The organism is Clostridium sp. CAG:265 (assembly GCF_000436575.1).
Classification (GTDB): Bacteria; Bacillota; Clostridia; order Clostridiales; family Clostridiaceae; genus Clostridium; species Clostridium lentum.
Map to the genome: position 1 here is coordinate 1 of NZ_FR886595.1, position 25,422 is coordinate 25,422.

The window sequence follows — 25,422 nt, forward strand, 5'->3', positions numbered from 1 at the left end:
TACATATCGTACCTTCGAAGAAGCTAATATGGCTGTTTTTAAATATATTGAAGGTTGGTATAACAGAAAAAGGCTACACTCTTCTATTAATTACATGACTCCAGATCAATGTGAATTATTAGCTAGAAGTGCAGCATAAAAAAGTTTGACTTTTTGTGTCTAAAATATTGACATAAGACCAACCTACTCTAGACATTGATTGTATCATCTTATTTTTTTGAATTTTTTTTGAAATAATTTATGAGTATATTGGAAACCTCTATCACTATGAACTAACGGTTTAGCTCCAGGATTAGACTCTATTGCCAAATCTAATGTATCAAATACAAGTTTATTATTATTACGGTTACTAAGAATATATGAAACTATTGTTCTATCATATAAATCAATAATCGTACTTAAATAAAGCTTTTTATTAGAAGCAGGAATTTTAAATTCGGTAACATCAGTTGCCCATTTTTCATTTGGTTTTGTTGCTAAAAATTCACGATGTAATACATTTTCAGCAATTGCTTTAGATGTCGACCCTTTATACTTTTTCCTTTTTGCTCTAATTAAAGCTTTGATTCCTAATAAATTCATTATTCTTTGTACTCGGCCTTTGCTAAAAGAAGTTCCTTTATCTCGATTAATCCAATTTGTCATTCTACGGTACCCTAAGATATGATTATACTTATCATCATATTCTTTAATCCAAATTGCTAATTGCTTATTTTCAACTTCTTCTTTTGTTTCTTTTCTATGAAGCCATTTATAATAACCGGCTCTAGAGACTTCAAGTTGTTTACACATCCAAATTATATCCCAATCCTTTTCGTCTTTAAAAAATTTAATTGCTAGATATTTAGGCTCTAATTTTCCTCTGGCTAATATCGCCTCCCTTCGATTTCCTGTACTTTTTTTAACAATTCTATCACCATATCTTTTTCTTCTAGCTGACGCTTAAGACGATTGTTATCTCTACGCAACCTTTCAAGCTCATCAACCTCATCATCTTTCTTATGATGACCACGTTTATCAATTAGTCCAGCATCGCCGTTAGAATCATATTTCTTTACCCATGTATAAACTTGATTATAAGAAACTTTATACTTATCAGCAGCTTCCTTATAATTTCTTTCATTATTAATGCAGTATTTAACAATTTCTACACGTTCTTCTTTACTTGTTTTTCTTCCTTTAGCCATATAGACCTCCCACTTTGATTTATAATCTTTAAGTTCTATATTGCTATTATACTTTTTAATCCATCTTCCTAAAATACTAGGACTTAAAATTTCATATTTAAAACAAATGTCTTGTTTACTGCCTTCTCCTCTTAAATAAGATTCTACTGCTTCAATTTTCAATCTAGAAGAGTATGATTTATTATGAGGCTTATCATAAAAACTCATTTCTCCTAATTCTTGATATTTTCTTGCCCAAATACGTACTATATTTCCTTTATTACTGTTGTATCTTATTCCTAGCTCACTACATATTTCTTTAGTACTTTTTCTACCTGAAAGATAATCTTTAGCTGCTTGAATTTTATCTTCTGGTAAGTACTTAAATTTTCTACCCATAAAAAATACCTCCAAAGTAGATTTTGGTTATTTACCGTGTCTACTTTAGAGGTATCATATCATCATGTCACAACTATTATTTCATTTATTCCTATTTCTCTAATAAATTTTATTTGCCTTTCAATTATACTTTCATTATTTATTTTAATTAATGGCTTGGGGGCGTATTTAATGTTAATGGTCTCAATCTACTCCCCATTCCTGCTGCCAAAATTATATCCCTCATCTTATTTTCCCTTACTTTCTCTCTTAAAAAATATTATTCTTTTTTATTAATATCTATAACTGTAAATATTGAACCAATTATAATTAAAACACAAGAAATTACTGACTTTATATTTATCTTATGTCCTAATAACACTATTTCCATAAGCACTGACCATGCTGCATAACTTATATTTAGTGCCATTGCCCTAGTAACTCCAATCCTATTAATTGCCTTATAATAAAATATATATGAAGAGGTTCCTAATAATGATATTAAAAATATATAACTGTTAATTGAAGTACTTATTATTTCCAATGTAACCCTCAATTCATTAATTATTGGAATTATAAAAATTCCATATGTTACTGCTGATATAAATTGTCTAATTTGTAATGATTCTTCAGGTAAAATATCATTATCTTTCATTCCATAAGCACAAATAACAGCTTCTAATGCCCAGCTAATTACACATGATATAGCAAAAATTAATCCTAGTATAGAACTAGTTTCTTCATTACCTTTAGAATATCCTAAAATTATTATTCCAATAATGCTAATTAGCAATCCAATTAAAGATGTCTTATTTATTTTTTCATTTAAAAATATATTTGAAAATAATGCTCCAATAGCTGGATATATTGCAGAAATCATTGCAGTATATGAAGCTCCTACAAAATTAATTGACAAAAGATATGATGTCATCCCAATTGGCCCCCCTAATATTGAAGCCAACATTATTATTTTTCCATTCTTAGTTTTTAATATTTTAATAACTTTAGATAATTTTTTTTTAATTATCATATATAATGTCATCCATAAAGATGAAAACATATCATGTAAAAAGGCACTAATAAAAGGAGCTAAAAATATTATTTTATTTGTTTTTGTAAAGTATTCTGATGTTATTATAATACCCATTAAAACAGTATCCATAGCCCATAATATACCAGATAATAAACCATATATCATATTATTACACCATTAATTCAAATACTTTTTTCAAATTTTCTTTAGCCCTATTATATCTATTTATTCCATACTGTCCAAAATAATCACCATTAGCTTCCTTTATAGTAATCCATATACTCCATAGAAAATCTTGATATATTTTATTAATCAAAATTCTTTTAGTATACTTATCTTCTACATTTCCTTTAAAATAAGTTTTTAAAAATAACTCTTCCTCATTTTCTGTAAAATTATTTTCCAAACAATATGCTGCTAAATCCCACATTGGATCATTCATTCCTGCATATTCCCAATCTATTAAATACATTTTATTTTCCCTATTTTTAATAAAATTTTCTGATACTGTATCATTATGACAAGGAACTAATTTTATATCATCTATAATATCTTTTAATAAATATACTCTTTCTTTTATGTTGTAATAATCTTTGAAAAATAGTGCATTTTTCTGTTTTGATAATTTTTCATATAATTCAATTTTTGAATATATATCAAATATATTTTTCATTTTTTCTTTTGATATATGAAGCTTTCTTAATATAGAGCATCCCATTTCAATATTCTCTATTTTTTTAGATGAATTAAGATTTAATGCTTCTGAATTTTCTATAAATTTAGAAATTTTTACTCTAGTACCTTTATTAAAATAAATTAAACCAGAATCTAATCCTATCTTATTAGCATAAATAATATTATTATATTCTTCTTTTCTATTTATCATATCCCCTGTTCCAGATGTTGGTATTCTTAATGCATACCACGTATCTTTAATAAAAACTTTAAAATTTCTATTAGTCATCCCTACCATAGATACAATTTTCTTTATTTCTTCTTTATTTATATTTAGTGAATTGCACACTATTTCATTTATATATTTTTTATCTAAATATTTCATTAAAAACCTCAAGAATTAGTTTATATTATTATATATTTAATGCTGAAATTAATTATATCAAAAATGAGATTAAATATAAATAGAGAGATTACTATATCTTAAAAATAACTTAGATAAAAACTTATCTAATTATTACCCTTTATTGGCTAGGTAAAGATATATTATCTCTCTATAAAAAATGTTTGGATATTACATTATTAAACTATTCCTTGTGCCATCATCGCATCTGCAACCTTTATAAAACCTGCTATATTGGCACCAGCTAATATATTTCCTTCACAGCCATATTCTTTAGCTGCTTCTGCGGAGTTTTTATAAATATTGGTCATTATATCTTTTAATTTTGCATCTACTTCTTCAAATGTCCATGATAATCTCATGCTGTTTTGTGACATTTCAAGAGCAGAACAAGCAACTCCACCAGCATTAGCAGCCTTAGCTGGTCCAAACAGTACACCTGCATTTTGTAATTCCTCTATAGCATCTAATGTTGTAGGCATATTAGCACCTTCTGAAACAACTTTTGTCCCATTAGCAATTAATACCTTAGCTGATTCTAAATCTATTTCACCTTGTGTAGCACATGGAAGAGCAACATCACATTTAATATGCCATATACCTCTACATCCTTCATGATACTCAGCAGTAGGTACATAATCTAAATATTCCTTTATTCTTCCTCTCTTAACTTCCTTTATTTCCTTTACAGCATCTAAATTAACTCCATTTTCATCATAGATATATCCATTAGAATCACTAATGGCAACAACTTTAGCTCCTAGTTCTGTAGCTTTTTCAGTGGCATATATAGCTACATTTCCTGAGCCAGAAATTACAACTTTCTTACCTGAAAAAGAAATATTGTTAGCATTCATCATTTCTTCTGTAAAATACACTAATCCATATCCTGTAGCTTCTGTTCTAGTAAGGCTACCACCATAATTTAAGCCCTTACCTGTCAAAACGCCCATATGACTTGCATTTCTTAGCTTTTTATAATATCCATAAAGATAACCAATTTCTCTTCCACCAACTCCAATATCACCAGCTGGAATATCAGTATCAGGTCCTATATGTTTATAAAGCTCTGCCATAAAACTTTGACAAAATCTCATAACTTCGCCATTTGATTTACCTTTAGGATCAAAATCCGATCCACCTTTTCCTCCACCTATTGGAAGTCCTGTTAAGGAGTTTTTAAATATCTGTTCAAAACCTAAAAATTTAATAATACTTGCATTAACAGTTGGATGTAATCTTAAGCCACCTTTATATGGTCCAATAGCACTATTAAATTGCACTCTATATCCTCTATTTACTTGTACTTTCCCTTGATCATCTACCCATGGAACTCTAAAAAATATTTGTCTCTCTGGTTCAACTACCCTTTCTAGAATACCAGCTTCAATATATTCTGGATGTGCATCTAATACTGGTGCAATTGAAGTTAATACTTCCTTAACAGCATCATTAAATTCCTTTTCACCGCTATTTCTTCTCTCTACTTGTAAAAGTACGTCATTTACATATTCAATTCCTCTCACCTTTATAAGCCCCCTTAAAATTTTTTCACTTTATATTATACCCCTTTTCAAAGCAAAAAAGTAATGTTTTGTAAAATTTTTAATATTTTATAAAATCTCTCTTTACTTTTTTATTATTTTATTTCTTTTATTAAACTAAATATATTTTCGCAAGATTTACTTTTATCAAAAGCAATACATGCTTTTTTCATTGTTTCTAATTTTTCATCATTAGTTAATAAAACTTCAATGGTGTTTCTTATGCTTTTATCGTTACTGCTTAATCTTACAGCCATATTATTCTTAATAAGAAAATCTGCATTTTCTTCCTCTTGGCCTGGTATTGCATCAAAGATTACCAAAGGTATATTACAAGCTAATGCTTCAGTTACTGTAAGACCTCCAGGTTTAGTGATTATCATATCGGCACACTTCATATACTTAACAATTTCCTCTGTAAAGTATATAAGCTTTACATCCTTTTCACTTAAAGCAACCTTTTCTTGAAACTTTTCATAAAGCTTTTTATTTCTACCTGTAACTATAATTAATTCAAAATCATAGTCAATATCTATAATATCTTCATAAATTCCAAGTATATTTTTTACACCAAAACTTCCTGCCATCATAAGAACAACTTTCTTATGATGATTTAAATTTACATCATTCATATAAATGCTATTCTTTTTATCATCATAGAAATCATTTTCTATAGGGATACCAAAAGAATGTATCTTATCTTTACCTACACCGGATTTTATCATTTCCTTCATCATATCATCATTAGATACTATATATTCATTTACATTATCTCTTATCCAAGCATTATGTGGACCATAATCTGTCATAATACATATCAAAGGTACATTTATCTTTTTTTTATCTTTTAAATATGCAATCATTTCCGTAGAAAAAGGATGAGTCGTAAGTATTATTTGTGGTTTAAATTCCTCAATAAGAGGAATTAACTTTTTGGCAAATATACTATTCATCCTATTAACATAATTATTCATCATAGGTTTATCATTGCTTAATTTATATAGCTTTCCATATAATTTAGGAGTTTTCTTTGCTAGATATAAATATCCATTTGTTACTGTCTTATCAAGTAACGGATTAATATACTTAAAAGTATCCACTACATTTACGTTGATGGCATTATCTTTTTCCTTAAAATAACTTTTCAAAGCATTTGAAGCCCTTATGTGGCCACCACCGGTAGATGCAGTCAGTATGAGCACATTCATTTTATTCCTCCATAACTATTTCTATAGTTTCTTACTCTATCTATTCATTTCCTTAATAATATTTTCTATAAAAGATATATTTTTTCCTTTGATGTATAGATATATAGGTATATTAGTTATTATGCCCATAATGCTTCCACATATAATATCCATCATTGTATCTATAAGGCTATTATTTTGTGAATGAAATCCAAAAAGCATATCAGTGGAAAATTCCCATATCTCCCATACTCCTGCAGCTGCAATTGAAAATAAAATTGAAAATATAACTGCAAAATAAGTATTAAAATCACCTTTAATTTTTCCATTATTTAAATGTAAGAATAATATAAACCCTATGATAGCAATTATTATACCTGATAATAAGTGTAATAATTTATCATAAATAGGCACTATTCTATATAAATCCCATACATTACCTAGATATATGGCACAAATAGTAAATGATAGTATTACATAAAAACTTATTTCAGATTTCTTTAAAAATGTTATTTTACATACAAAATAAGCCATCCATGCTGTAACTGCAGATAAACCTATTCTAAACAACTCATCATAATCTTTAATCGCATACTTATATACAAATGTTATAATTAATACCACCATATAAATAAGATTAACTAAAAATGGTTTATTTTTTTTAATGGTCATTTAAAATTCTCTCCTTCACCTAATAATAATGCTATTAATGCTCCAATAATAAGCCCACCAAAGTGAGCTGCATTATCAATGTTGCTAGTACTTATACCTATTACTACATTTACAAATATAACTTGTAAAATATTCATCATATATGCTTTTCCTATTTGTTTTCTATGCTTTATACCAAATATAAGTATTGCACCAAGCAATCCAAATATAGCTCCTGAAGCTCCTACTGAAACTGATTGTGGTCCAAAAATATAACTAAATATACTTGCTGCAATAGCTGATAATAAATATATTGTTAAATACTTTATTTTTCCATAAACATACTGAATTTCTGGTCCTAATATTTTTAAAGCATACATATTAAAAAATATATGAACTAATCCTCCATGAAGAAATGCACAAGTTATTAATCTCCAAACCTGCCCTTTATCAATAAGTGAATTTACTTTTGCTCCCATGATTATTAAAGTATCTATATCTATATTAAATATATTTTTTGAAATCCAGGCAGATATTAAAAATACTAACAAATTAATCGCTATTAATATGTTAGTCAACATCATATGTTTATTTCTTTTATTATTTCTGTTTTTTGTAATATTCATTTCATTAATGATAGGAATAAGTAGTTTACAACTACTACTGCTGTAAACTACTTTCTTATCTCTTAATGAATAAATAAGCATATTATCATGTTCATAATAATTATAAGAACCATCTGTGGTTACAATTTCATTTATGACAAAATTTTTATTGCTAAAAGATTTAAGATATCTATATGCCTCATCATAAAGTGAAACATTATATGAATTTTCTACTATCACTATAGCGTAAAGTACCTTTTCATTTTCTAAAATTGCTATCCACTGTTCTTTTTTAAGGCTTTCACTATAAAAACTTCTAATATAAAAACCTGATTTGCTTACTAAAGTATTAAAAAACTTTTTTTCAAATTTATCCATTACTATATTTCTTTCTCTAACATCTCTAATAATTCATTAAATCTATCAATAGTTGCTTGTAGTGGCATAGATGTAGTCATATCCACACCAGCTTTCTTTAATATCTCTATTGGATAATCACTTCCACCACTCTTTAAAAATCCTACATACTTTTCTACAGCATTTTCTTTTCCATCTAAGATATTCTTAGCAAAAGCTGATGCTGCTGCATATCCTGTTGCATATTGATATACATAAAAATCGCTGAAAAAGTGAGGAATCCTTGACCATTCAACATCTATATCTTCATCAACTATCATATCTTCACCAAAATATTTAACATTTAACTCATGCCATTTTTCATTATAATCTTTAGCTGTTAAAGCCATTCCTTGCTCAAAGCTTTCATGAGTCCAAAGTTCAAATTCAGCAAACATCATTTGTCTAAATACAGTAGTTCTGATTTGCTCTAACTCTTGATTAATTAAATATAATCTTCTCTTTTTATCCTTTTCAGTATTTATTAAATGATGGATTAAAAGAGCTTCATTGGTAGTTGATGCTACTTCTGCACAGAATAAAGTATATCCTGCATAATAATAGCTTTGCTCTTTTCTTGAGTAATATGAATGTATTGAATGACCCATTTCATGAGCTAATGTTGATACATCACCTAATTGATAATTATAATTTAAAAGTACATATGGTTTAGTATCATATCCACCCCATGAATATGCTCCACCTCTTTTACCCTTATTCATATATTTATCTACCCAACCATCCTTAATTCCTTGAGTAAATATATCTAAATATTCTTTTCCTAAAGGTGCAAGCCCTTCAACAATCATTTCTACACCTTTATCAAACTCTATATGTTCCTTATCAAGCTCAATCACAGAAACATATAAATCATACATATGCATTTCATCTAAACCTAATAATCTCTTCTTTAATGAAACATATCTATGAAGACTTGATAAATTCTCATCTATTGTCTTAATAGCATTAGTATATACTTCAACTGGTATATCATTTGGTTTTAATGATGCCTCTAAAGCGCTATTATAATTTCTTATTTTAGCTCCAAAATTGAAAGTCTTGATAGAACTTGATAAAGTGGTTGCTAAAGTATTTTCAAATGCCTTATATTCTTTAAATAGTCCTTCAAATGCAGCTTTTCTAACAGCTCTATCCTTTGATCTTATAAATGAAGAATAGTTTCCTTCTGTTAATTCCACAGTGTGCCCTTCTTCATCTTTAATATCACCAAATTTCATATCTGCATTGGTCATTATATTATGAATAGAAGATGCTGAATCAAGACAATCTGATGCTGCTGCTAACAATTCTTCTTCCTTTTCACTTAAAACATGTGGTTTTTCTTTTAAAATATTTTCCAATAAGAATTTATATTCTTTTAAGCCATCTAATCTTTCTATTTCTTTTTCAACAAATCCATCTTCCAATGAAAGAATTTCTGGTACAAAGTAAGCTGAATATGTAGCATACTCTGCCATATAGGCATCTATTCTATTCATCATGCTTTGATACTTAGTATTGGCCGTATCTTCATCACTTCTTAAATGTGCATATACATAAATCTTTTCTGCTTTTCTAGATATTTTTTCATTTACTTCAAAGTATTCTAATAGCTTTTCTCCAGAACCAAGCTTTCCTTGAAATTCTTTTAATTTAGGTGCTTCTGTTTTAAGCTCTTCAAATTCCTTTTCCCATACTTCATCATTGCTGTATATTTCATTTACAAGCCATTTATCTTCTTCTCTTATTTCCTCTCTTTTCTTTAAAACCTTATCGTCCATAGCCATATCGCTACAATCTATACTGTAGCACTCCTTTCTTATTTATACTCTTCTTCTTTTCCCTCAATATCCTTAAATACCTTTTCCATTGATTCTTCAACTAATTCTATACAAAGATCTAATTTTTCTTTTAAATAATCATAATCATCCTTATATTCAAACTTTACTAAAAATGTTGGATTATATTCATCTTCTATATCCTCTATATCTAACCCTTCACCTTTAAATAATTCATAATCAAATAAATCATAAATAGCAGAATATTGCCATTCTTCTACATCCTCTTTTGTATCAAATATGAAGTAAACTGTATCACCTTTTACATAGAAGTTTTTTACAAATTCAGCACCTTCTGAAACTTGAAAACTTCCAACCTCCTTCGATACAAATCCTGTTTCATTATCTCTTTCCATTAATATTAAACTTGAATAATCCATTGCATTTCTCCTATTTCTCTCTTGTAAAATTTTCATATATTTTTATTATAATATTAGCTTAAAAGTTTATCAAATTTTCTTACTGTTTCAAAACAATGATAATTCATTCCTTCTTTTGAGTGATTATTAATGAAATCTTTTACTTCTACAGTAAAGTTTTCTGACTCATCTAATTCTATATCCACAGTATCATCTTCATTAAAAGTAAGACTTGTTACTTCTCCATGAGAAATTTCTTCATCTTCATAATAAAAAGTTACTCCTGCATCCACTAGTGTTTCATAAATGTCCATTAACTCTTCTATTTTATCGCTTCTCATTTGTTAATCTCTCCTTATATTATTCCTTTTAAAAATGTTATATAAAATGTAGTACCTTTATTAAGCTGGCTTTCCACTGTAATAGTGCCGTTATGTGCCTCTATTATTTTACGGCTTAATGACAAGCCAATACCTATACTGGTAGGATTCAATGAATTTTCTCCTTTATAAAATCTATTAAAGATTTTTCTAAGTTCATCCTTTTTTATGCCTTCTCCATTATCCTTTATTGAAATTCCTATAGATAAAGGTGTTTCTTCTAATTTTATATCTATAATACCATTATTTTCTGTATGTTCAATAGCATTTTTTATAATATTACTAATAGCCTCTTCCATCCATTTTTTATCATGAAGATAATATCCTTGGCTATGACAATTTAAAATTATTTTTTGACTTTTTTCTTCTGCTTTTAACCTTAGAGGTCCTATGACATTAACTATAGTTTCTTTTAATGGTATTGTATCTTTATTATATTTCACAACATTACTTTCTATTCTGGCATATTTTAATAAGGTTGTTATAAGCCATTCCATTCTATCTAATTGCTTTGAAGTAAATTCTATAAACATATTTTTATCTTCTACAGACATACTTTCATGATTTTTTAAAATATCATTATAAGATATAAGTGCCGCAAGAGGTGTCTTTAATTGATGTGATATATCGCTTATTATATCTTTTAAAATTCACTTTATTCTTTAAAATCCTTATTCTATATCTAATAAAAACGTATCCTCTAACTCACACATAAATTTCATATATGTTAACATAAACTTAAGCCATGCATCATATTTACCAACTTTTAATGAATCTTCTATTGCATCATAGTAAAAGCCTTTATCTTGGTTTCTAATAATTATTCTTGGATAACTCTTAGCAGTTAAAAGACCATTCATAATAAGCCTTGATAACCTACCATTACCATCCATGAATGGATGTACTCTTACAAAATCTAACTTAAATTTAAAAATATCTATTAACTCTTTATCACTATTATTAAATCTATCTATAGCTTCATTTAACTGCTCTTTAACCTTTTCTGCTAGCGGTGGATTAATTAGGCTATTTGAAATATATACCTGACTACTTCTAATTTTTCCTTCCCATTCACTATTTTCTAATGTATTAAATGTTATATCTTTATGAATTCTACAGATAAGTTCTAAACTTAAATCATTATTTATAGAAAAATTATCTCTTATAGCCCTATTTAATTGTATTACTTCAGTTTGTGATCTTAAATCAGCATCTTGAGCAATTCCTTCAAGTACAGCTTTTGTTTGACCCTTTGTTAAGGTATTACCTTCTATTTTATTAGATGTATATACCTCTAAATATGCAATTCTATCATTAAATGGCCTATATCTGTATGTTTCTATAATCTTAATCATTTCATCTTGCGAAAGCCTACAATTTTTCACATTATAACTTTTAAATTTTACTTTTTTAAAATTAGTAAAAAACTGAACATCTCTAGCTTTAAAATCATCTGACATCTTACTAACCTCCCTATCATAATATTATTTCTTCTATACAATTTCGAATATATTTAGGAAAATAATTTGTAAGTTCGGCATGACTATTATATTTCATCACATCAAACTCACAATCATAATTTAATTTATTAAGCTCATTAACCAAGGGCTTTAAATCACTTTCATAAGTTTCCTCTTCACTGGAATAATGTAAGAATATCTTAGTATTATTCTTAGTGCTTTCTTCTAATTTTTTCTCCATAAGCACATTTAAATACTCTATGGATTCTTCACATGTATTTCCCATAATATATTCTAAAATTTCTTTATGGCCTGGTAAATTTAAATAATTACCTAACATATATTGAGGCGCCCCTGCAATAACATAAGTGTTCTTTCTATCTAAAGCAAAATATAATGCTCCATAAGCACCTTTGCTTGAACCTATATAAACTTCTTTTTTAGGCTTTATCTTATTGCAAATGCTGTTTATCAAACCTTGTACATCTTCTGCAATCTTAAAATCCTTATCTTTTCCTAAATAATATGCCCCTCGTCCATCAAAGCCAAAATCATCTAAGATAAAAAGCTTATTAACATCATAATTTTCAACTGTTCTCATATAGTTATATCTAGCATTTTGTCCTTTAGCTGTGCATGAAGTAAAAAGAACTAATAAAACTTCTGAATTTTTATTTTCTTCTAATATATATTTAACCTTATATTTTTTGCCTTGATAGATTTTCTGTTTCCTTACCATTTTATATTTTGTCTTTAACAAATCTATTGCCTTACTTATCTTCCTCATTTTTACCTCTTAGCTACTTATATTTAATTTCTAATTTTTTTAAACTCCATTAATTTATTCCATAACTCTTAATTAACCTAAGTATTTATAATCTATTAGCTTTATAAACCTACTTTCTTCTCCTCTTCTTCCATAAGCTCCTTCAAGACTGCATGTCATATAAAGCCTTTTCTTTGCTCTAGTGATAGCAACATAAAAAGTCCTTTTTTCTTCATCAATATTATTTGCTTTCACTGACATATATGAAGGGAAAGTATTTTCCTTTAGTCCTGCTAAAAATACCGTATCATATTCTAGTCCCTTTGACTGATGCACTGTAATTATAGGTATCTTAGTAAATTTGCTTCTATTTATAATAAGTGCTTCTAAATCGCCATTAGATAATGCAGTGATCTTAATTATTTCCATAAGAGCATCCCTATTGCTCTTTTCTTCTTCATCTAACTCCTTTAAAAGCATATAAAAATCCCTCAGACGCTCTATTTTTTCACGTCCCTCTTCTCCTGGATATAAGGTCTTTATACTAAACCCATTAATAACTTCAGCCACAATATCACATGGTCTTAAAGATTCAGCCTTAATAAATAAAGCATTTAACTTATTTCTTATAGCTGTAAAAGCCTTCATATGCTTTGACATATGAGCAATTCTCTCTAGTGATGTAGGTTTTATCTTATTTTTTATTGCCATCACTAAAAGTTCTTTTGTGGCTAAAATATCATCCATAGCATCATGGCTTGGTTTGTTAACAGTTTCAAAAATCCTGCTTAATGTATCTAATTTATGATTAGGTAAATTGGAATAAAATCTCTTATAAATATCTAAGGTATCAAAAAAGCCTTTAAATTTTACTTTTCCTAAATTTAATCTACTTAATTCACTAGTTAATATATTTATATCAAATTGTACATTATGCCCTACAATTATTGCATCCTTTGAAAATTCTATAAACTCTTTTAATACAACTTCTTTATCTTCACCATTTTCCATTAAGAATTTATCACTAAAGCCATGAATATGCTCCGATGATTTTACTGACTTCTTATTCTTTAAGAACTTTTCAAATTTTTCTGTAACCTCACCATATTTATTTATCTTTATGGCTGCTATTTGAATTATTTCATCTTCAGTAACATCAACACCAGTGCTTTCCACATCAAAGACAATAATATTATTATTTTCAAATTCATTGATTAAAAGCCCGTATTTCTCACCAAATAAAACAGTATTTTCATCAATATAATCACAAAGGCTTATGCCTATTGATTTATACTCATCAGATTCTATAGCCTCAAAAGCCTTATCTCCTACACCAGTAGGTAGTCTTTTTACAATTCTTTTTAAACTAATTGCATCATTCTTATTGCCAATAAGCTTTAAAAAAGCAATAATATCTTTTATTTCCTGCCTTCTAAAGAATCTAAACTGATCCACTAAGGCAAAAGAAAAATCTGCTCCTTCTCTAGATAATATATTCTCAATGTTTCTGCTAAGCTCAACATTATATCTATTATCTCTTGTTAGTACTGCTATCTTATTTAAATCTTCACCTTTAGCTTGTAGCCTTCTTATTTCATCCACAATGAATCTTGCTTCTTCCATGGAGCTATTTAAAGCTTTATATTTAATCTTTTCACCTTCAGCTTCCGTAAAAGCCTTTATTTCTTCTTTATATATTTCATTTACTTCATTTTCAAAGGCATTTTTTAAATATGATAAAGATGCCTCTGTAAGATTCTTAGTTGCCCTATAATTTTTTACAAAGATAATTTCCTTTGGTTTATATTTGTTTTTAAACTTGTCAAATATCTTATCAGGTTCTGACCCTCTCCATTTATATATGGTTTGAAAAATATCTCCACAAATTAAAATATTGTTATTGGCAAATATCTTTTCTATTATTGAATATTCCAATAAACTAGTATCTTGTACTTCATCGATATTTATATATTTATATTTGATTTTTAATGCCTCTATCAACTGTTCATCTTTAAATAGCTCTTTTACACTAACAATTATATCGGCAAAATCAACAGCATGATTATTACGTAAAGTCCCATTATAACTATTAATAAGTATATGACCTTTTTCCTTAAGAAATTTTTTTAAATTTAAATTTATATTACCTCTATCTGAACATAAACTATTTATTTTCTCTTCATTTTCTTTAAAAGATAACTTTACTACTTCTTCATAATCTTTTTTTTCATCTTCTGAATAAATATCTCTTCTTGCTCTTTCTAACTTTATAAAATCTAAAAATCTTTGAATTAATGGAATAGGAAAGTTAAAATAATTACATGTCTTTATTATTTCTATACAATCATCTTCATCAAAAACCACAAAATCAGTAAATATATCTGTCCTCTTTTTAGCTTGTTGCTTAATAATATCAAAACAAAAACTATGGAAAGTTCTTACCTTAACCTTATTTCCTTCAGCACCAACAATCTGCTCCACTCTTTCCTTCATTTCCTTACAAGCCTTATTTGTGAAGGTAATACATAATATTTCATCACCAGGCGCCTTCTTAGTTTCTATTATATTAGCAACTCTTCTTGCTAAAGTTTCAGTCTTACCTGTTCCTGCAGAAGCTAAAAGCATAATATTTTCATTTAATTCATTAATAACTGTAAGTTGCTCTCTATTTAGTGCCACAAAAACACCTCCAAAAAAAATATATACTACATTTAATTATATCTAAAATTAAATAAACTACAGATAAAATTATAAAAAATATTACTGGAAGTGTTATTTTCCAGTAATATTTTTCTATAATCCATTAACATAATTAATGCTCCTATTGTTAATAGTCCTATAGTGTTTTTGTTACAATTTTGTGTCAATAAAAGAAAAATTTTATTATTTCTTTATTTAAAAGAATATCATTTTTATTGCAAATAAAATAAGTATTATTCCTCCAAAAAAATCTGCATATTTAGTAACAAAACTTATCCTTCTTATAAAACGACAAAAATAAAATCCTGCAGTGCATATAATAAGAGTTATGATTCCTACAAAAATAGAATCAAGAAAAATTATTTCGTAAGATATTGTAGTTCCTATTGTAGTAAATCCTACTACCAAGGCATCTATACTTACTGAGACACCTAAAATTAAATACATAATATTTTTTAAAACCAAATCTTCATTTTCATTTTTTTCAAAGCCCTCTCTTATCATCATTACCCCTACTATACCTATGGCTATTCCTCCAATAATATTGGGAATTGCAGTAATATATTTTTCAAATAAAAAGCCCATAATAGCGCCACTAAAGAAAAATAAAAATTGAAATAATGCAAAAGATATAATGAAACCTATTTTTTTGCTTCTATTTACATGTTTATTTAATCCAATACTTATAGTTATACCAAATGCATCCATAGCCAAAGCTACTCCAACTATAAGAATATCTTTAATATTCATATGCACACTCCTAAATTATACTTATATAACATTGTATTATCTAATATTTTTACATATGTTACTTGGATACATATTTTCATTTTACTTTTACTTTTTTACATTATATTGTATTTTATTATAAAAATAATACTTTTATTTATCTATTTTTTGTTGTATAGTATATATTGTATTACGAATTAACTTTAAATAGTATAGCATATATAGAAAAGGAGTGTATTTTAATGACAAATTGTATCATAGCACAATCAGGTGGTCCGACTTCTGTAATAAACTCAAGCGTAGTAGGACTTTATAATGCAAACAAAGAGTTAAAAGCATACAATAAGGTTTTTGCAGGCTTAAATGGAATTGAAGGTATTTTAAACGGTAATATAATTGACTTAACTTCTTATAGTGATGAAGAAATTAATAAATTTAGATTTACTCCATCTTCTGGCTTAGGTTCATGTAGATATAAAATGAAAGATTTAGATGAATCAACTGAAGAATATGACAAGTTATTGGACATACTAAAGGCTAATGATATAAAAGCGTTTTTCTATGTAGGTGGCAATGACTCTATGGATACCACTGCCAAACTTAGTAGATATGCAAAAGAAACTGGCATAGATATTACATTTATAGGTATTCCTAAAACTATAGATAATGATTTAATGTATACAGATCACACTCCTGGTTTTGGAAGTGCTGCACAATTTATTGCAAATTCAGTTTTAGAAACATATTTAGATTCTTCTGTATATACTAACAATGGTATATTCATATTAGAAACCATGGGAAGAGATACTGGCTGGTTAGCTGCTGCTGGAGCATTAGCACAAATGAATGGCAAGTCAGTTGCAGATTTTATTTATCTTCCAGAAAGAGCTTTTGATATTGAAATATTTTTAAAAGATGTTACAGATAAATTTAAAGAACAAAACCAAGTATACATAGTTGTTTCTGAAGGTATCAAAGATAAAAAAGGAAAATTCATTTCTGAAATTCAAGCAGATGCCAATGATAAATTTGGGCATGCTCAATTAGGTGGCGTAGGTAATTACTTAAAGAAGCTTATTATAAATGCAGGCATAACAAAAAGAGTAAAGTCTTTAGAGCTTGGCGTACTGCAAAGATGTGCAATGCATTGTTCTTCAGAAATAGATTTAAAGGAAGCTTATGAGGCTGGATATGAAGCATTAAAATATTCACTTACTGGAAAGTGTGGATACATGGTTACAATTGAAAGAACTTCTAATGAACCCTATGAAACTTCTTATTCACTTATTGAAGCTGATAAAGTTGCTAATAATATTAAATACTTTCCAACTGACTGGATTAATGATAAGGGAAATCATATAGAACCACAAGCTCTTAAATATTTACTACCACTAATTTCTCCTCTTCCAGAGTTCAAGGTATTTAATAAATAATATAAACAAAAGGCTCTAGTTTAATTACTGGAGCCTTTTATTTACTTATTTCTATAAAATAGTATCTTCAGATTTTCTATAGCCCTCTCTGCTTCTATTAGAACAGCAATTGTTGTTTCCTAAACATGAACCAACTTGGCAATTACAAATTAGATTGATATTATCTACATTAATATCATCTTTATATATCTTTAGCATATAAGTTGTATTAGGGCATAAAGGTCCAAATACAAACTGGCCATATCTATCTGTAAAAGTATGAGTTATTGGTGTTGGAATTGAACATCTATCAGTAACTTTTAATAATACAACTACAGCATCTGCTATTGCTCTTCCAGAATTATTAACTACAGTACCTAATATTGCACATCTATCTTCATTTTCTATTCTTGCTATAGCATTTATTTGCTGATTGCACCCAGTTGAAAAAGTACAACTACCTATTCTTCCGCTCATAACATTTCCCTCCTAAGTTGTTATACTATAAAGTATGATAAATTTACAAAAAGGGTGAATTTAATGCAATAAATATATTATTATTTACAAACATTTTTTACATATATATTCTATAGTTTCTAAAAATATATTTACTTCTTTTTCTGAATTATATGCTCCTAAGCTAACCCTTACCATTCCTGGCATACCATTTCTTGCAATATATTCTTCTATTTCATCACTCTTTATACCAAGTAGCCTTCGTGTATACGGGTGTGCACAAAATCCTCCCTGTCTTACTGCAATACCTCTAATACTAGCTAAATATTCTCCAACCATCTCATATCCTAATCTATCTATATTAAACACCATTATCCCTAATTTATCTTCGATATTTTCATTGTCACCATACAGAATTACTCTTGAAAAATTTTTCATTCCATCAATCAACATTTTCAGCAATTTCTTTTCATTATTTTCAATTAACCCAAGTCCAATTTTATTCATTTCTTTTAAGGCCTGCATTAATGCAACTGCACCGAAAAAATTTGGACTTCCTGCTTCATTTTTCTCAGGTGTAGATAGCCATATTAAATGATCATCTAAAACTCTCTCTACAGTTCCTCCACCTTTGGTATCCGGTGGATACTTCTCTATTTCATCCCTCAAACCTATTATTGCACCACTACCAAATGGTGCATATACCTTATGTGCTGAAAATATTAAAAAGTCTATATAATCATCATCTTCTTCTCCACACATATTTACTTCCCTATGTGGTACTAATTGAGCTCCATCAATTATAACCTTTGCTCCATATTTATGGGCTAATTTAGCTACCTTTCTTATATCAGTAATATATCCAGAAACATTAGAAGCACCTGTAATAGTTACATACTTTATTCTTTCTTTATAAATATTAAACATTTCTTCTAACTCTTCCATGATTATGCGACCTTTTTCATCAACTTCTATATATTTCAAATCACACTTATCTCTCCAGGGAAGGTCATTAGAATGATGCTCCATTCTGCTGGTTATTACTATATCATCTTTATTTTCAATTAAAATATTAGACAATTTATTAATTCCTTCAGTGGTATTACTTACAAATATAGCTGTATATTTATTTAGAGGTGCATTAAAATAATCTATAACGTATCTTCTACATTCCTCATATAAATCGCTACTATACTGTGATTTTTGTCCATCGCCACGAGCAATAGATCCATAATTTTCACTAGCTTTTAATACAGCTCTCATAACTTTTTTTAAAACTGGAGTAGTAGCTGCATTATCGAAATTTATAGGAATAATTTGTTTTTTTCCATTAATTACAATCTTATTGTCTAAACCTATAAATAATTTTCTAATTTCATCTATATTATCTCTACGCATGACATTCTCCCCTCCCTTACATACTATTCATTCTAATTTGACATTGCTACTACCTCTTTTTATTATATTTTTATTATAAACTTCTAAGGATAAAGCCCCATTCATAAACTTAAGTAACAGATAAATTATTTTTTTCATACATTATTAATAAATTATTTCTGGAGGATAAAAATGAAAATGGAGAAGAAAAAAGTAAAAAATAATAATAATAATAATGATTTAAAATTTACACCTTTAGATATTAATCCTTCCTTGAATATAGGCAACGAGAAGCTAAATTCAATTACTCCACCAAATACTTTAGATGGGATTTCCATAAATAGTGATTGTAATAATATTTATATAGGCTTCCCTCCTCTAGGATTAACTTCATCTAAATATAGTCCATTAATGACTAATTCATCATTGCTTAATTCTACTTTAAATTCCAATAACACCACAGGATATTATCCACCAATGCCTTATCCTAATAATATTCCTTCAATGGATACCAGCAATACTATACCTATTACGTCACCTAATGAAAATATCTTAAATAATGAATTTCCATCTGAAACATCTTCTGATAATTTATATTCATATAATACTAACGATTCTCGCAATATAAGTTACTATCTTCCTTCTATAAATCCATTAGATATTTTAAGAAATTTTGACTTATCATTCTCTGGTGATGACTCTAGGGATTCTGTTTCTAATAAGGAAATTGATGATATATTTGAATGCATAAAAACTGATAATTCTGCTATTCTTTCTACCTTAAAAGCCTACAGAATACCACTTCCTATTGCATCCTTAATAATTAAAAAAATTATTAAAATAACTTTAGAACATAAATAAGTAGGTGATTAAATGAGTTTATTTAATAGAAATGCACCTGTTATTGATTCTAATATTAGAATACTTCATGCTGTTCCAACTGCTACTGCTATTGATATATATGCCAATGGTAATCTCATTGCTAGAAATGTATCCTTTAGCCAACTGACTAAATATTCTGCTCTACCAGCTGGTAGCTACCAATTCCAATTATATGCTGCATGTACTTATGATAAACCATTACTTTCTCAAGATATAGCAATCACTCATGGTTCAAATTACACAATATCAGTGGTTACATTACAAGATAACTTATATCTTTTTAGGCTTAAAGATGATAATGTTCCTTCCACCAAAATATCTACTTTCCTTAGGTTTATGAATCTTTCTCCTAATTCTCCATTGCTTAGCCTTTCGTTGCCTAACAATACGGAGCTTTTTAATAGTGTGGAATATTTGGAAACTACAGGCTACTATATGATTTCTTCTGGAATTTATAATTTACAAGTTACCATTGCTTCAGATGAAAGCGTTAAAAAATATATAAATAATATTTCTTTTGATAATGGCAACTTCTATACCATTTATATAATTGGTCTATTTAATGATACTCCAAAACTGGGATATCTTCTTACTGTAGACTACCAATAAAACTTAGGAACTGTTGTAATTGAATTAAATATTCAAATAACACAGTTCCTAAATTTTATTTTTCATAAATATTCATTAATTATTTTTCCACCTTAGATTATTACTTTACTTTTACAATAGCTTTAAATTTCTTATTATAGTATAATAATTACGACTCTACTTAATATGGAGGTTAAATATAATGATAGTTTTAAGTTGTAAAGATATATGTAAAAGTTATGGTATTAGAGATATATTAAAAAACATTACATTCTCTATAAATGAAGGAGATAAAGTTGGTGTAATAGGCCCAAACGGCGAAGGTAAATCAACTCTTTTTAAAATAATAACTAAAGAGCTTTCCCAAGATTCTGGTGAAGTATTTATAGATAAAACCAGTAATCTTGGATACTTATCACAAAATTTATCTCTTGATTCTTCAAAAACAATATATGAAGAAACCTTATCTGTCTTTGAAGAATTATTAAATATTGAAAATAGATTAGCTACTTTAGAAGTTAAAATGAACGAGCCTTATGATGCTAGCAATGCAGCTTATCATGATAAATTAATAAAAGATTATACTACTCTTCAAGACATCTATTCACATAAAGGTGGTTATATTTATAAAGGTGAAATATCTAGAGTGTTAAATGGACTTGGTTTTGTAGAAGAACTTTTTGATAAAGAAATATCTACTTTAAGTGGTGGCCAAAAAACAAGAGTAGCTTTATGTAAGCTTCTTTTAAGAAAACCAGATATACTACTTCTTGATGAGCCTACCAACCATCTTGATTTAGAAGCAATAACTTGGTTAGAGGAATACTTAAAAAGCTATAAAGGAACTGTGCTAGTTATCTCCCACGATAGATTCTTTCTTGATTCTGTAACAAATAAAACTTTTGAAGTAATCGGTGGAAGCGTTGAAACTTATAATGTTCCATATACTAAATATCTTGAACAAAGAAAGAAAAAATATGAAGCTTTACAAAAAGCATATGATCTTCAACAAGCAGAAATTAAAAGACAGGAAGCTATAATTGAAAAATTCCGTTCTTTCAATCGTGAAAAAAGCATTAGAGCTGCAGAAAGTAGAGAAAAAGCCCTAGAAAAAATGGATAAGATTGATGCTCCTCCTACTGATAAAGAAAGCTCTAAGATAAAATTTGAAGCTCAAGTTAAAAGCGGATATGATGTTTTACATATTGAAAACTTGAAGAAATCCTATAGTGATAAGATGCTTTTTACAAATCTTTCATTAGATTTAAAACGTGGAGAAAAAGTAGCTTTAATAGGTGAAAATGGTAGAGGAAAAACAACATTATTTAAAATAATAATGGATAAAATTGAACCTGATTGCGGATTAAAAGTATTAGGTACCAATGTAAATGTAGGTTATTACGATCAAGAGCAGTCTAGTCTTGACATGTCAAAAACTATTTTAGATGAAGTGTGGGATGAATTCCCTAATATGACTACAGCTAAGCTTAGAAGTGTACTTGCCTCATTCTTATTTACTGGTGATGATGTTTTTAAAGAAATAAGTAAATTAAGTGGTGGAGAAAAATGTAGAATTAACTTATTAAAACTTATGCTTTCTAAGTCAAACTTACTTTTACTTGATGAGCCTACAAATCATTTAGATATACTATCTAGAGAAGCACTAGAAGATGCCATCCTTCAATATGATGGCACATTAATGATCATATCTCATGATAGATATTTCTTAAATAAGGTTATAAATCGTATTTTAGAACTTACGGAAGGTGGAATTACTGAATACCTTGGTAATTATAGCTATTATCAAGAAAAGAAGGAAAACCCCAACCGCTTCCATAAATATGAGGAATTAGCTGCTGGTAAAACAAAAACACAAATAAAAGAAGAAAAAAAGAAAAAAAGAGAAGCTGATAAAGAAGCAAAGGCATTAAAACTTCAAATTAAAAATATAGAAAAAAGTATTAGCGAATTAGAAGAAACTTTAGAAGAACTTCAAAATCAACTATGCCTAGAAAGCGTCTATTCTAACCCTGAAGAAAGCAATAGGGTTAATAAAGAAATACGCTCAGCTGAAAGTAAGCTGGAATCTCTTTATGAAGAATGGGAAAAACTTGCTGAATAAATTTCAGCATTTTTTTATTTATCACATAAAAAACACTTGAATTTTTTTTTATTTAGTTATAATATAATCTTGCTTAAGGCATATAGTAAGCAAAAATTATTACTAAAGAAAAATAATATTTAGGGGGTGCTTTCTATGATAAGAATATGCAGATATTGTTCTAATGTTGATATCGATGCCATTAAAACAATTGTTGGTGATGAAAATGTTGAAGTTGGATGCATCGGTCAATGCGGACAAAAATTTGTTGCTTATATTAATGACGAATTAATTGAAACTTCAACTGAAGAAGAACTATTAGATTATATAAAAAGAATCTAATAATTATTCTAAACTTAATATTTTACATATAAAATGTAATTTTAAAAATAAAATGCATTAAGATAAATCATTGTATCTTAATGCATTTACTTTTAATTAATTTAAATTCTTACTAGAATATCATTTATGTCTTCACTTACTCTCCTTCTTTCATTATAGACCCATTCCACATCAAAATCCAAATTAAATACCTTAGAAAATGAATAATACATATTAATCTTCTGATAATATATTTCTAAATCATCTAAGTTTCCTACAAAACATTGAGGTTTTGTTAATTCTTTGTATTTTAATACAAATAGTTCATCTACATAATATAAGAATAATTCCATTAAATCATCTCTAGACACATCAAAAGGAACTCTTATTAAATTCCACTGTTCTACTTCCTTTAACTTATACTTTTTAATTCTCTCAAGTATTAATAAATATTCACTTATATCCATCTTTGTATAATAATCTAAGCTTTCTTCTCTATCCTTCCATAATGCTAATTTTTGATTTAATGGTAAGTTCTTTATCTTTAATATGGCATCTGATGGGCCTATAACAGCCTTCTCTATAGGCTTATCCTTCATCTCTAACTTTTCTTTAAGTAAATCTTGTGTTCCACCTACAGCTGCTACATAACCTACATCATATATTCCCTTTCTTCCAGCTCTTCCTGCCACTTGTTTTACTTCCTGTGATGTAAGTTCTCTAACTTCCTCTCCATCATATTTAGAAACTGACATAAAAATAATTCTTCTTATTGGTAAATTTACCCCCATTCCTATGGCATCAGTAGTTACTAATACTTTAGTTTCTTTATTTAAGAATTCTGCATACTGCATTTTTCTAACTTCTGGTGGCAAATCTCCATAGATAATACTTGCTTTAATGCCCTTCTCTGAATAGCTTTGTGCTATTTCTAAAACTCTCTTCTTAGAAAATACCACAATAGCATCTCCTTCTTTAGTATCATTGTAGCTAAAGTTATTATATTCAACTTCCAATGGAGTATTTCTTGTATATTCATTTATTTCATAATCATCATTGCAATCAGTTAAGATTTTTTCTAATAACTCCTTGGTATTTAAAGCTCCACATACATGTATCTCTTTACATCTTAACCCTAATAAAGCCCTACTCCAAGCCATTCCCCTCCTACTATCACCAATCATCTGTATTTCATCAATAACAGCTATATCATATTCTTCATTTAAATTTACTTTTTCAATAGTGCATGAAACATGAGTAGAATTCTCATTTATTATTTCTTCCTCGCCAGTGATTAAATCACAAGGAACGCCTTCATTATTAAGCTTTTCATAATTTTCTAAAGCAAGAATTCTAAGTGGTGATAGATATATTCCTTTCTTTGCACTTTTTAAACGCTCAATAGCATTATAAGTCTTTCCAGTATTTGTATCTCCTAAATGAATTATAATTTTTCTTTTTATTGCTCTTGCTAACTTATATTCTTCCTTAGGATTTTCAGGAAAATTCTTTTCAAATTCTTCACCTACTATTTTAGGAATATGAAGCTTAGTAAGTACTGTCATAAATCCAGAGTTAAGAAATGAATTATAATTTCCAGCAATTACATCATAGAAATCAAATGTTGTTTTATTCTTTTTATTATAATCTTCTAAAAGCTTTTTAGCTGCTTCTTCTAAAGCTTCTTCATACTTCATTACTACTTCTTTATACTCCCTAAATCCTTGATTTTCCATTTCCTTCAAGGTTTTAAGTTTCTTTCTAAGAGCCGTTTCTTGCTCTACTAAAGCTCCTGCCTTAGAATGCTTTATTATGTCCTCAATATTTGCTATTTGCCCTTTTAACTTTTTAAACTCCCTTTGAGCAGCATTTTTTTTCATGAATTTAAGCTCCCTTCCAAAAGTATCCTTATAATTTATTTTAACATATTCCTGTCCATATCTTTTATCATTTCATGGAATTTATTCTTTAATTCTTAATTTTATTAAAAAAAGCACTAGATACACAATTTTGTA

General features: G+C 27.9%; 25 protein-coding genes and 1 pseudogene. 6 read left to right on the top strand and 20 right to left on the bottom strand.

Going from position 1 to position 25,422, the window contains the following annotated elements:
• Nucleotides 1-139 (top strand): IS3 family transposase (locus tag Q5O29_RS03460; protein ID WP_302631702.1); only part of this gene is annotated, 139 nt, incomplete at its 5' end.
• Between the two features lie 65 nt (nt 140-204).
• On the opposite strand, the gene Q5O29_RS03465 is transcribed toward Q5O29_RS03460, so the two are convergent.
• The 17 genes and pseudogenes from Q5O29_RS03465 to Q5O29_RS03545 form a co-directional block, all read right to left on the bottom strand.
• Nucleotides 205-909 carry an IS3 family transposase gene (locus tag Q5O29_RS03465; RefSeq protein WP_370545593.1) on the bottom strand — a complete coding sequence of 235 codons (705 nt, stop codon included), beginning with the start codon at nt 907-909 and terminating at the stop codon, nt 205-207.
• Nucleotides 867-1,565 carry a helix-turn-helix domain-containing protein gene (locus tag Q5O29_RS03470; protein WP_022211613.1) on the bottom strand — a complete coding sequence of 233 codons (699 nt, stop codon included), beginning with the start codon at nt 1,563-1,565 and terminating at the stop codon, nt 867-869. Before Q5O29_RS03470 ends, Q5O29_RS03465 begins: the two co-directional genes overlap by 43 nt.
• A 65-nt stretch (nt 1,566-1,630) precedes the next feature.
• Nucleotides 1,631-1,791, bottom strand: a pseudogene (locus tag Q5O29_RS03475) (sugar phosphate nucleotidyltransferase); the annotation flags it as partial.
• Between the two features lie 33 nt (nt 1,792-1,824).
• Nucleotides 1,825-2,742, bottom strand: a complete 918-nt coding sequence (locus Q5O29_RS03480; RefSeq protein WP_022211614.1) for a DMT family transporter — start codon at nt 2,740-2,742, stop codon at nt 1,825-1,827.
• Between the two features lie 4 nt (nt 2,743-2,746).
• Complete coding sequence (locus tag Q5O29_RS03485; RefSeq protein WP_022211615.1) at nt 2,747-3,637, bottom strand: choline/ethanolamine kinase family protein; 891 nt, start codon at nt 3,635-3,637, stop codon at nt 2,747-2,749.
• 197 nt (nt 3,638-3,834) lie between these two features.
• On the bottom strand, nt 3,835-5,172 hold the full coding sequence (gene gdhA, locus Q5O29_RS03490; RefSeq protein WP_370545594.1) for an NADP-specific glutamate dehydrogenase: 1,338 nt from the start codon (nt 5,170-5,172) through the stop codon (nt 3,835-3,837).
• A gap of 122 nt (nt 5,173-5,294) precedes the next feature.
• Nucleotides 5,295-6,407: a glycosyltransferase gene (locus tag Q5O29_RS03495; protein ID WP_022211617.1), complete on the bottom strand. Its 1,113-nt coding sequence runs from the start codon at nt 6,405-6,407 to the stop codon at nt 5,295-5,297.
• Nucleotides 6,408-6,443: 36 nt separating this feature from the next.
• Nucleotides 6,444-7,058, bottom strand: coding sequence for a hypothetical protein (locus Q5O29_RS03500; RefSeq protein ID WP_022211618.1), 615 nt, complete (start codon nt 7,056-7,058; stop codon nt 6,444-6,446).
• A complete protein-coding gene (locus tag Q5O29_RS03505; protein ID WP_022211619.1) occupies nt 7,055-8,020 on the bottom strand; it encodes a rhomboid family intramembrane serine protease in 966 nt (321 codons plus the stop codon). Before Q5O29_RS03505 ends, Q5O29_RS03500 begins: the two co-directional genes overlap by 4 nt.
• A gap of 2 nt (nt 8,021-8,022) precedes the next feature.
• The gene (pepF, locus tag Q5O29_RS03510; RefSeq protein ID WP_186834701.1) at nt 8,023-9,819 is read right to left on the bottom strand and encodes an oligoendopeptidase F; all 1,797 of its coding nucleotides are present in this window, start codon (nt 9,817-9,819) and stop codon (nt 8,023-8,025) included.
• A gap of 38 nt (nt 9,820-9,857) precedes the next feature.
• Nucleotides 9,858-10,256 carry a DUF6762 family protein gene (locus tag Q5O29_RS03515; protein WP_022169263.1) on the bottom strand — a complete coding sequence of 133 codons (399 nt, stop codon included), beginning with the start codon at nt 10,254-10,256 and terminating at the stop codon, nt 9,858-9,860.
• A gap of 53 nt (nt 10,257-10,309) precedes the next feature.
• Complete coding sequence (locus Q5O29_RS03520; RefSeq protein ID WP_022169264.1) at nt 10,310-10,576, bottom strand: hypothetical protein; 267 nt, start codon at nt 10,574-10,576, stop codon at nt 10,310-10,312.
• A 14-nt stretch (nt 10,577-10,590) separates the two neighbouring features.
• Entirely contained in the window at nt 10,591-11,265 is a 675-nt protein-coding gene (locus Q5O29_RS03525; protein ID WP_370545595.1) for a sensor histidine kinase, read from the bottom strand.
• 21 nt (nt 11,266-11,286) lie between these two features.
• Nucleotides 11,287-12,075 (bottom strand): Fic family protein, encoded by a 789-nt coding sequence (locus tag Q5O29_RS03530; protein WP_022211622.1) that lies wholly within the window; start codon nt 12,073-12,075, stop codon nt 11,287-11,289.
• Nucleotides 12,076-12,091: 16 nt separating this feature from the next.
• Complete coding sequence (locus Q5O29_RS03535) at nt 12,092-12,862, bottom strand: hypothetical protein (RefSeq protein ID WP_022211623.1); 771 nt, start codon at nt 12,860-12,862, stop codon at nt 12,092-12,094.
• A 72-nt stretch (nt 12,863-12,934) separates the two neighbouring features.
• Nucleotides 12,935-15,520 carry a 3'-5' exonuclease gene (locus Q5O29_RS03540; protein ID WP_022211624.1) on the bottom strand — a complete coding sequence of 862 codons (2,586 nt, stop codon included), beginning with the start codon at nt 15,518-15,520 and terminating at the stop codon, nt 12,935-12,937.
• Between the two features lie 216 nt (nt 15,521-15,736).
• The gene (locus Q5O29_RS03545) at nt 15,737-16,291 is read right to left on the bottom strand and encodes a manganese efflux pump (protein ID WP_022211625.1); all 555 of its coding nucleotides are present in this window, start codon (nt 16,289-16,291) and stop codon (nt 15,737-15,739) included.
• Nucleotides 16,292-16,512: 221 nt separating this feature from the next.
• Between Q5O29_RS03545 and Q5O29_RS03550 the strand changes: the two genes are divergently transcribed.
• Complete coding sequence (locus Q5O29_RS03550; RefSeq protein ID WP_022211626.1) at nt 16,513-17,703, top strand: 6-phosphofructokinase; 1,191 nt, start codon at nt 16,513-16,515, stop codon at nt 17,701-17,703.
• Between the two features lie 51 nt (nt 17,704-17,754).
• Here Q5O29_RS03550 and Q5O29_RS03555 read toward each other — a convergent pair whose 3' ends face one another.
• Nucleotides 17,755-18,159 carry a carboxypeptidase-like regulatory domain-containing protein gene (locus Q5O29_RS03555; protein ID WP_022211627.1) on the bottom strand — a complete coding sequence of 135 codons (405 nt, stop codon included), beginning with the start codon at nt 18,157-18,159 and terminating at the stop codon, nt 17,755-17,757.
• A gap of 84 nt (nt 18,160-18,243) precedes the next feature.
• Nucleotides 18,244-19,536 (bottom strand): aminotransferase class V-fold PLP-dependent enzyme, encoded by a 1,293-nt coding sequence (locus Q5O29_RS03560; RefSeq protein ID WP_022211628.1) that lies wholly within the window; start codon nt 19,534-19,536, stop codon nt 18,244-18,246.
• Between the two features lie 177 nt (nt 19,537-19,713).
• Here Q5O29_RS03560 and Q5O29_RS03565 point away from each other — a divergent pair, with 177 nt between their 5' ends.
• The 4 genes from Q5O29_RS03565 (at nt 19,714) to Q5O29_RS03580 (ending at nt 23,428) form a co-directional block, all read left to right on the top strand.
• A complete protein-coding gene (locus Q5O29_RS03565; protein ID WP_302631689.1) occupies nt 19,714-20,376 on the top strand; it encodes a hypothetical protein in 663 nt (220 codons plus the stop codon).
• A 12-nt stretch (nt 20,377-20,388) separates the two neighbouring features.
• Entirely contained in the window at nt 20,389-21,006 is a 618-nt protein-coding gene (locus tag Q5O29_RS03570) for a DUF4397 domain-containing protein (RefSeq protein WP_022211630.1), read from the top strand.
• Between the two features lie 181 nt (nt 21,007-21,187).
• The gene (gene abc-f / locus Q5O29_RS03575) at nt 21,188-23,107 is read left to right on the top strand and encodes a ribosomal protection-like ABC-F family protein (RefSeq protein WP_022211631.1); all 1,920 of its coding nucleotides are present in this window, start codon (nt 21,188-21,190) and stop codon (nt 23,105-23,107) included.
• A 135-nt stretch (nt 23,108-23,242) separates the two neighbouring features.
• Nucleotides 23,243-23,428, top strand: coding sequence for a hypothetical protein (locus Q5O29_RS03580; RefSeq protein ID WP_022211632.1), 186 nt, complete (start codon nt 23,243-23,245; stop codon nt 23,426-23,428).
• A gap of 101 nt (nt 23,429-23,529) precedes the next feature.
• Here Q5O29_RS03580 and Q5O29_RS03585 read toward each other — a convergent pair whose 3' ends face one another.
• On the bottom strand, nt 23,530-25,287 hold the full coding sequence (locus Q5O29_RS03585) for a helicase-related protein (protein WP_022211633.1): 1,758 nt from the start codon (nt 25,285-25,287) through the stop codon (nt 23,530-23,532).
• Nucleotides 25,288-25,422 lie beyond the last annotated feature (135 nt).